Origin of the sequence: Lacticaseibacillus songhuajiangensis, assembly GCF_003946025.1 — a bacterium.
GTDB classification, from domain to species: Bacteria; Bacillota; Bacilli; order Lactobacillales; family Lactobacillaceae; genus Lacticaseibacillus; species Lacticaseibacillus songhuajiangensis.
Map to the genome: position 1 here is coordinate 26215 of NZ_RHNR01000031.1, position 8666 is coordinate 34880.

Annotated in this window: 8 protein-coding genes; 4 read left to right on the plus strand and 4 right to left on the minus strand. The window is 54.6% G+C overall.

Annotated elements, in window-relative coordinates; genetic code table 11:
• Nucleotides 1-102: 102 nt before the first annotated feature.
• The 3 genes from EKM97_RS08270 to EKM97_RS08280 all read left to right on the plus strand — a co-directional run bounded on the left by EKM97_RS08270 (nt 103) and on the right by EKM97_RS08280 (nt 2579).
• Nucleotides 103-1878 (plus strand): ABC transporter ATP-binding protein, encoded by a 1776-nt coding sequence (locus tag EKM97_RS08270; RefSeq protein WP_125571929.1) that lies wholly within the window; start codon nt 103-105, stop codon nt 1876-1878.
• 145 nt (nt 1879-2023) lie between these two features.
• Nucleotides 2024-2302, plus strand: coding sequence for a type II toxin-antitoxin system RelB/DinJ family antitoxin (locus EKM97_RS08275; protein WP_164507491.1), 279 nt, complete (start codon nt 2024-2026; stop codon nt 2300-2302).
• Nucleotides 2292-2579: a type II toxin-antitoxin system YafQ family toxin gene (locus tag EKM97_RS08280; protein WP_125571931.1), complete on the plus strand. Its 288-nt coding sequence runs from the start codon at nt 2292-2294 to the stop codon at nt 2577-2579. The genes EKM97_RS08275 and EKM97_RS08280 overlap by 11 nt, the downstream gene beginning before the upstream one ends.
• Before the next feature lie 104 nt (nt 2580-2683).
• On the opposite strand, the gene EKM97_RS08285 is transcribed toward EKM97_RS08280, so the two are convergent.
• Together EKM97_RS08285 and EKM97_RS08290 are read right to left on the minus strand one after the other, a co-directional pair.
• Nucleotides 2684-3490, minus strand: coding sequence for a Cof-type HAD-IIB family hydrolase (locus EKM97_RS08285; RefSeq protein WP_225419250.1), 807 nt, complete (start codon nt 3488-3490; stop codon nt 2684-2686).
• A gap of 155 nt (nt 3491-3645) precedes the next feature.
• Nucleotides 3646-5550 carry a M13-type metalloendopeptidase gene (locus EKM97_RS08290; RefSeq protein WP_125571932.1) on the minus strand — a complete coding sequence of 635 codons (1905 nt, stop codon included), beginning with the start codon at nt 5548-5550 and terminating at the stop codon, nt 3646-3648.
• A gap of 317 nt (nt 5551-5867) precedes the next feature.
• Between EKM97_RS08290 and rsgA the strand changes: the two genes are divergently transcribed.
• A complete protein-coding gene (gene rsgA, locus EKM97_RS08295) occupies nt 5868-6971 on the plus strand; it encodes a ribosome small subunit-dependent GTPase A (RefSeq protein WP_125571933.1) in 1104 nt (367 codons plus the stop codon).
• A gap of 62 nt (nt 6972-7033) precedes the next feature.
• Here rsgA and EKM97_RS08300 read toward each other — a convergent pair whose 3' ends face one another.
• Complete coding sequence (locus tag EKM97_RS08300) at nt 7034-7906, minus strand: DNA/RNA non-specific endonuclease (RefSeq protein ID WP_125571934.1); 873 nt, start codon at nt 7904-7906, stop codon at nt 7034-7036.
• Nucleotides 7906-8562, minus strand: a complete 657-nt coding sequence (locus EKM97_RS08305) for a sunset domain-containing protein (protein WP_125571935.1) — start codon at nt 8560-8562, stop codon at nt 7906-7908. Before EKM97_RS08305 ends, EKM97_RS08300 begins: the two co-directional genes overlap by 1 nt.
• Between the last annotated feature and the right edge of the window lie 104 nt (nt 8563-8666).

Sequence of the window (8666 nt, forward strand, 5' to 3'; positions counted from 1 at the left end):
TCGCCAGTCCTTTTTTGTTCAATAACAAAACGCTTGTTTTTTGTTGGAAGAGGGCTATCATCTGTATTCATAAGGGTTTGGTTACATAATGGGGTGATTTTGATGAAAAAAGTACAGACCTATTTCTCCCTCTACTTCAAAAGTTTCCGCCTCTTCTGGCGAGCGGCCAAGGGCAGCAGCCTTCTGCTCCTCTTCTTAGTGCCGATTCAGGCCTTAGCACCGGCAGGCTTAATCTGGCTCGCGCAACGTTTGTTGGACGCACTGGTTGCCAAGCAGGCGGTGGTGCCGCTATTGATCGCGTGGGGTCTCGTGTTCCTGGTGGCGAGTGCCGCGATTCCGGTGAATACCTCTATTCAGGGGATCCTCACGGATAAACTCATTGCCTTCGTGAACGTCGAATTGATGCACAAGTCAGCGTCCATTCAGGGACTTGGTGCGTTTGAAGATGCCGACTTTTACGATAACCTGCAATTGGTGAGTTCCGAAGCGTCGTGGCGGCCGGTCAACTTGATTGTGTTCGGGATTAGTGCGGTGCGGGAAGTCATCACAACGGCATCGATGATGTTGCTTCTGGCGCATTACAATCCGTGGATTGCGCTGGTGCTGCTGGCCGCAATCATTCCGCAGAGTGTGGTCAGTTACCATGTGCAACAAGACGCCTTTGAAACGATGGTGACGCGCAGTCCGGACGCCCGGAAGTTGCAGTACTATAGTGAGGCACTACTCACGGCGCGCGATGCCAAGGAAGTGCGCCTGTTTGGGGCGTTTACATACTTCATCGATGCCTACAAGCATCTATACGCCAAAATGCACGCGTCGGTGAAGCACGTGCGCCTGCGACAGATGCGCATTGCGATTCTCTTTCTTATTGTGAGCGTCGTACTCAGTGTATTTAGCTTACTATGGATGATTACCGCGATTCAGCAGGGTCGCGCTGGAATCGGCGGTCTGTTAGTATTCGCGTCAACGCTGACGGCAACTAGCAGTAGTATCTATTCGCTGATTGAGAATTCCAGCTTGCTTTACGACACGTTACTGTACATGCAGAAGTATTTTGGCTTCATGAACTATCAGGACGAACAATTGGCGATTGGTGATGCGGCTTTTCCCGAACATGTTGAAGGTATCACGCTAGACCACGTCAGTTTTAGTTACCCTAATCAGAAGGTGCCGGCGCTGGATGATGTGTCGCTCACGGTCCGTGGTGGCGAGAAGATTGCGGTCGTCGGTGAGAACGGCTCAGGTAAAACGACGATGGCCAAGCTGCTGATGCGCTTTTACAATCCGCGCGCCGGCAGCGTGCAGCTGAACGGGACGGATGTGCGTGAGTATGACGTGGCCGATTACCGCCGGCATTTTGGCGCCGTATTCCAAGACTTCTCGAAGTTCCTGATGCCACTCGGTGCGAGTGTTGGCATTGGTAATCCGGCCAAAATGCAGAACGAGCCAGCCGTGCAAGCTGCACTAGAAGCGGGGGGCATGGCGCAGGTGATGGCGGCCAAGCAATTGACTGCTACAACGCCACTTGGCAAGCAATATAAGGGCGGCGTGGATCTGTCTGGCGGCGAGTGGCAGAAGCTCGCGATTTCCCGCGCGTTCATGCCCGACAGTGCCGTGATGATTCTGGATGAACCAACCGCCGCGCTCGATCCGCGCAGTGAGTACGATGTTTACCAGCGCTTTTTGAATCTGGCTGCTGGCAAGACGGTGTTCTTCATTACCCACCGCTTGGCCGCTGTCCAGATGGCTGACCGTGTGCTGGTCATGCGCGGCGGCCACGTTGTGGGCTTCGGGACGCACAAGGAATTGCTCAAGAGTAACGCGTACTACAAGGAATTGTACGAGATGCAGGCATCTGGGTACACGCAGGATGAGTGAAGTGGATGTGAAAAGGTGATTGCACACACGTGTGCAATCACCTTTTTTGAATTAGCTGTAATTGTTAAAGACACGATACAACGATGACTGATGTATAGCTGGTGTATACCTAATGAGTTATAATAAGCCTGTAGGAGGCAATACATTGGATAAAAAAAAGAAGGCTGTTATTACTGCTCGGGTTGACCTCGATACCAAGGAACGTGCTCGTAAGGTCTTGGAAAATGCCGGCTTAGATATGACCACGGCGATTAATATTTATCTGAAGAAAGTTATTGCGGTTAATGGTGTTCCATTCGCTGTCACCGCTACAGACCCACTGGATGAAGCAACCCTTAAAGCGCACGATGAGATTCATCGGGGCGAATATGACAGCTTCAATAATGTTGATGACTGGTTTAAGGATTTGACCAATGGAAATTAAACAGGCCAAGCTCTTTAAGAAGCAAGCACGAATGATGCAAAAACGTGGTGTCAACATGCTGGAATTACGCGCAGCGGTTGAGGCGATTGTCGAAAACAATCACGACAAGCTTGTTAAAATGAACGATCATGCACTAAAAGGACGGTTGATAGGCGACCGTGAATTGCATATTGAGAGTCATGGCGATTGGCTACTGCGCTATCGGGTAACGGGAGATACGCTCATTTTATGGTTATTAGCAACCGGATCTCATCGCGACGTGCTGAATATTGAGTAACAAATAGGCGTCCTCGCATTTCTTGCGGGACGCCTATTTATATGGCGATATGCACTGAATGACTGTGCAGATGCGCTCTCACTTTTATATTTTGTCGGTGCCGATTACGTGTTAGCCGTGAGGATGTGGTCCGCAATATATGTCAGCACCCCAGAATGATTATTGTCGGTGGTCACCGCATCGGCGACGTCAAGAACATCTTGTGGCGAGTTCCGCATCGCCACACCGAGGCCGGCTTCTTGCAGCATTTCGATGTCGTTACCACCGTTGCCGAAGGTCACCATATTTTGCAGGGGGATGTCGAGCTGCGCGCCCAATTCGGCTAATCCGCGTGCTTTGTGGATTCCTGGCTGGATGATGTCAATATCACCGTGACCGCTAGAAGTAGGAACGGCAAAACCCGCGAGCTGTTCGTGGTAGCGTGCAACGTAGGCTGCGGTTTCATGCGCGGGGCAGTGGCTGGAGAACTTGACGATGTCGTCATCAATTTCATCAAAGCGGTCAATCAGTTGCAGACGGTGGTAGTAGTCGCGCGCATCCGTAATGAAGGCGTCTGAAGACGAACGCAAAACATAGGCGCCGTTGACTCCGGCCGCCAGCCATTCGACTGCAGGCAGTGCGGTTAGCACCTGAGCGACTTTACGGGCGACATCTGGTGTGTAAGTGGATTGGAAGTATGTCCGCTGCGCGTCGCGAACGAGTCCGCCATTTTCAGATAGAAAAATAATGTCCGGGTAACCGGCAAAGAAGGACCGCAGTTGGTAGTACTGATTACCACTGGCTACGACAAACTGAATTCCCTGTGCACGCATCTTGGGGTATAAGTCAGCGAACTGCCGGCGATCATAGTCCATCTCGTTGTTTAAAAAGGTGCCATCCATGTCTACAGCAATTAATTGGGCTTTGTGCATTGTTGTCCTCCATGAAAATATTTGTTATCGCTTACACATGATGATACCAAGCCTGCACTGGGAAAGCTAGGTGCAGGACGTTGATTTTGTTTTTTTATAAAGCACACAAAAATATGGCGGCCCCGTCAGCGCGGGGTCGCCATATTTTGATTGTATTACTTATCCCAAATCATAATCCGCTTCGCCGGATCCATGTACATCCCGTCGTCAGGCTGCACGTTGTATGCGGCGTACCAACTGTTGAAGTTCTTCACTGGCACGTTCACCCGCAGGATGGCTGGCGCGTGCACATCGGACAGTGCCACGGTCTTGGCGAGTTCTGGGCGGCGCTTGGTTGCCCAGGACTTGGCGTAGGCGGTGAAGAATTCGTGCAGCTGGTCAGCGCTGGCGTTCTTACCCAGTAGCTGCAGAGCGACGTCCATGCCGGCGTTATCGGCGATGTTCTCGGAAACCGTCAGGCGGCCGTTAATCTTGGCACCATCGGCTTCAAGGCCATCGAACTGCGCGGCGACCGCGTCCACAATTTTGGCAAATTCCTGCTGGTCGGCGTCCGTCCACCAGTTGTTCATCGAGCCATTCTCGTCGTAGAGCGCGCCGTTGTTGTCGAAGCAGTGCGAGATTTCGTGGCCGATGGTGGCGCCGGTGCCGCCAAGCTTGGCGGCGGTTGACCAGTCGAGCGCGTAGTATGGCGGCTGCAAGATGCCCGCCGGGAAGGTGATGTCGTTCTTGCTCGGGTCGTAGCAGGCGTTGACCAGGTGGCCTGGCATTGCCCATTCACTGCGGTCCACGGGCTTGCCGACTTGCGCGAGGCGGAAGGCTAGTTCCTGACTCTGGACTTTCAACATTGCGGACAAGAGGTCATCCGTGTCATCAAAATGCAGCTGCTCGTACATACTGAAGAGCTGGTCGGGGTAGCCCATCTTGATCTTCATCGTCTTGAGCTTGGCAATCGCCTTTTGCTTCGTGGCGTCGCTGAGCCAGGTGTTAGCCTGCAACTGGCGCTCGTATTCCGCAATGAGCTGCTTGACCATGGCGGTAATGTCGGCCTTGGCTTCAGCGCCAAAGTAGGTTTGGCCATAGTAGAGGCCAATCGGTTCAGCTAGCAGTGCGTTGACGGTGGCAAACGCGTGGCGTGTCCAGTCGGTTGGCACTTCTTGACCGGTCAAGAAACGCTTGTAGGCACCGGCTTCACTGCGCAGGTCGTCACTCAGGCAGCTCGCATCGTCGATGAGTTCGTTCACAATCATGGCGCGCTGCAACTGCAGATAGTTGTCGGCATTAATCAGTGTGTTGGCTTCCTTGAAGACGCCAGGCGTGAACAAGTTAACTTTTGCCGGGGCGCTGGGCAACTGGGTTGCGAGCGCCGCGGTCAGACCGGTGTTGCTGGTGCTGGCTGTGAGTTCGTCCCAAGTGTAAGGGTTGTCCAGGTTCTTTTCGTCAGCGTATTCCACGTTAGTTGGTGTGAGTGCGGCGATGCGCTGGTCAAAGGCGAGGGCGTCAGCGATGTAAACCTGTGCGGTTGCTTCGTTGTAGCCGGCCGCCAGCAGGAGCTTATCAGCCATGGCGGACCACTGCGCGAACATTTGCTTAGCATCCTCAGAAGGCTCGCGGTACAGCGCGGCGTCGGGCAAAATGGTGCCCCAACTGGCCAGGTGCAACTGGTTTACCGTGGCGTCGTGCATGTCAGCCATGGCCCAACAGGCAAAAGGCAGGGCGTACTGCTGCGCCAAAAGTTCTGGCAACGCCGCCTTGAATGCATCGAGGGTGGTGAGGCTTTCTATGTACTTGAGACGGGGCAAAACTGGCGCAACGCCGGCTGCATCACGCGCGGCTTTATCCGCCGCCTTGGCGTACAACTTGGCCGCATACTGCAGAGGCTGATTGTCGGCCTGCTTTTTGCCGCTGGCAATGTCGCTGAGGTCACGTACCAAGGTCTCGCGGATGCTGTCGCCCAACTCGGAATCGGCACTGACCATTGCCTTGTCGGCGGGGATTGGCGTTTTAGCTTGCCATTCACCGTTGACGGCCATGTACAAATCGTCTTGAATTCTTGCTGTCATAAGATTACTCCTCCTTTTGAGTTACCCACATCGTAGGCTTTCGCGTGGGGAAACGCAACGGACGGATGCGGGTGCTAGTCGCGGCAAAATGCGTGTGCTACAATCATGCTAATCACGAACGGCCTGCCGTTCATAAAGGAAAGGAAGTGAATGCAACATGGCTAATGTGGTAATTGTAGCGCACGTTGCAAAGTCGGCGGAGGATATGGCTAAGTAAGAGGTCAGTTTGCACCGGAATCTGTGTTCTGGAGCGCAACTCAATGTCATGTTGAAACACAACTGTTGAAGCAGGCCTCGCCGCCTCTCCTCCAGAATCGATGCATCGTCATCGTGGAGGAAACAACGAATTAAATTTACAAAATTATGGTTTAACACCTGAACTCAGCAGTGCTGCTGCAGCCGCCAAGCCGCTGGTTTTGGCGCGCGTAATCAGCGTGAACCGCACGCTATACCGTGTGGTTGCAGAAGCTGGTGAATTTAGCGCGAGTGTCACGGGGCGTCTCACCAACATCGCTATGGGACCAGAGGATTACCCAACGGTTGGCGATTGGGTGCTGCTGCGCCTGCCTGCTAACGCAGCAGATGCTGGGAGCATTGAGCGTCTTTTGCCGCGGCGCAGCGTCTTCGCGCGCAAGGCGGCTGGACGCACCAGTGCTACGCAGTTAGTTGCTGCCAACATCGACACCGTCTTCATCTGTATGGCGCTGGATGGCAACTTCAATGAGCGGCGCGTTGAGCGTTACCTCGCCGTGGCTAACGCGAGTGGGGCGCAGCCGGTAGTCGTGCTCACCAAGGCAGATTTGAGCGCTGATGTGGCCAGTCAGGAGGCAATTATCGCCGCAATCGCGGGACCGGAGGTGGCAGTGCTGACGGTTGACGCAACAAGCGCCGCGGGCATTTTGCCGCTGATTGCCCTCATTGAAGCGGGTCGCACCTATGCGTTCATCGGCTCGTCTGGTGTCGGTAAAAGTACGCTGATTAACCACCTGTTGGGACTCGACGAACTGGCCACGGGGGCCATTCGCGCAAGTGATGCGCACGGTCGCCACACGACGACCGGTCGGGAGCTCTTGCTGCTGCCGAGCGGCGGGATTGTGATTGATACGCCGGGGATGCGCGAGTTGGGCATCGTCGACGCTGCCATCGATGAGACTTTTGCGGACATCACAGAATTGGCGCAAAGCTGCCGCTTCAATGATTGCACGCATGGTAGCGAACCAGGTTGCGCGGTCCAGGTGGCCATTGCGGCTGGCACCCTGGATGCGGCGCGTCTGACGAGTTACCAGCGCTTGCAGACAGAGCAAGCTGAGAACATCGCCTTACGCGGTAAGGCGCGTGAGCTGGCCAAGATTAACCGCATGTTTGGCAGCAAGAAGCAGATGCACCAGATGATGAAAGAAATTAAGCAACGCCGGAGATAAGGCGTGAGTAAAAAAGAAGCGTTCACCGCAACCGGTGAACGCTTCTTCTATATGCAATCGTTTTACTTCGCCACGCTGCTAGTGCCATCAGCGTAGTTAATCGTGTAGCCATCCTCAACGTTAAAGATGTAGACGTTGAAGCTGACACTGTTGTCGCCAATTGACTGGGCGCGCATGTGCACCCCGCGGGCGACGAGTTCGTTGCCGCGGTAAACGGGCTGCACCTGGTAACGAACGTAGTGACTCTTGCTCTGCTTGATGTAGTAGGCGATGTCGTTTTCGTGTGCGAGCATCAGCGGACTGTTCAGTCTGCGGGTCCCCGTCATCAGGTTCTTCGGATTGTTGTTCTCACCCGAAAGCTGGTAGCCGATGAGGTGACTGCGGTTATAAAGCCAGCCACTAGCAATGCGGCGGTTGTGCCACCCAGTTGGGTCCCAGGTGAGACCTTCGCGTTTAGACGTTGGCATCAATGACTGGTTAAGCAGCGCGTTACCGGCGATGGCGCGGTTCAAGTTGTCGAGATTGCTGTACTGCTCCCAGGCGCCCTTGGCGGTGCTAAGCTCCGCGCTGGTGAAGCCGGGCTTGTTCCCATTCACGATGATTTCCTGCTCGCCGCTGTAGTTCTTGGCGGCCAGCTGCTGGTTGGTCGTCTGGGTAGCGGGCTTAGCGGCTGTCGTGGTGGTCTTGGCGGGCTGCTTAGTCTTCTTGGCGAAGGCAGCTTTCTTCTTTTCCAAAGCGGCCTTGGCCTTGTTCAGCTCTTGCTGGCGCTTGACGTTGTCCTTTTCAATTGCCTTGGCGGCCTTTTCCGGTTTGTGATCATATTTCTTGACCACTTTCACCTTGGCAGGTGCGCTTTTCTGACCGCAAGCGGCGGTCGTTGCGCTAATTCCCAGAACGGCGGTCGCGACTAAAAGTTGTTTCCAGAATTTTGCCATTAGCGCTTCGACCTCCTGTATCCGGCTGCCTGGGCTGCTGCTTCGCTGGCGAAGTAGACGGCATTGCTGCTGTTCATCCGGTAACTAGCCTGCCCGGGTACGTGATAAATCTTGCTGTTCACGTTGCCGATGATCTTGCCCTGACCGCCGGTGGTCATGTCACCGTGGTTGACGGGTGCGCTGTGGTTGGTTGTGGCGTGCGCACGGGAACTAGCGGCGGCGCGACTGCTGGCGGTTGCCCGACTCGCTGCAGCGGCTTGTGAGCTGGCTACTGCCGCACGGCTTGATGCGGCCGCCTTGCTGGCAGCTACTGCTTTACTGCTGGCAGCGGCGGCCTTACTACTGGACTCGGCCTCGTACTTGTTTGAGGCACTGTCCAGGGATTCGGATTCGGAACTCAGCTCTGCAAACTGATCGTCGAGTTTGCTGGAAACGGCGACGGCACTGGCTTTGCGTGCGGTTCCGATTTTGACCACCTTAGTCTTGGTGGTATTTTGCGGCGTTGCGCTGGCGCTGCAGGCGCTGGCAAACACGCAGAAGACGGCGATAATCACCGACATCAGCGCGATTTGGCGCGTCTTGCCCCGCCCGCGTTGCCACAGGCGCCACCCGCCGGCAGTCGCAACTGCGGCGAGGGCGAGCAAAAGTAATGACATATGGAATTCTCCCCCAAAATAGATTTCACCTGGATTATTCATAGAATTTCAAAAAAGCAGCGCAATCCCATGATTCACACGGGACTGCGCTGCTTTGGTGTTTC

Excerpts from the sequence above, each read along its gene's own strand:
- EKM97_RS08270 (WP_125571929.1), top strand. The coding sequence starts at position 103 with ATGAAAAAAGTACAGACCTATTTCTCCCTCTACTTCAAAAGTTTCCGC.
- EKM97_RS08280 (WP_125571931.1), top strand. The coding sequence starts at position 2,292 with ATGGAAATTAAACAGGCCAAGCTCTTTAAGAAGCAAGCACGAATGATG.
- EKM97_RS08285 (WP_225419250.1), bottom strand. The coding sequence starts at position 3,490 with ATGCACAAAGCCCAATTAATTGCTGTAGACATGGATGGCACCTTTTTA.
- EKM97_RS08290 (WP_125571932.1), bottom strand. The coding sequence starts at position 5,550 with ATGACAGCAAGAATTCAAGACGATTTGTACATGGCCGTCAACGGTGAA.
- rsgA (WP_125571933.1), top strand. The coding sequence starts at position 5,868 with ATGCATCGTCATCGTGGAGGAAACAACGAATTAAATTTACAAAATTAT.
- EKM97_RS08300 (WP_125571934.1), bottom strand. The coding sequence starts at position 7,906 with ATGGCAAAATTCTGGAAACAACTTTTAGTCGCGACCGCCGTTCTGGGA.
- EKM97_RS08305 (WP_125571935.1), bottom strand. The coding sequence starts at position 8,562 with ATGTCATTACTTTTGCTCGCCCTCGCCGCAGTTGCGACTGCCGGCGGG.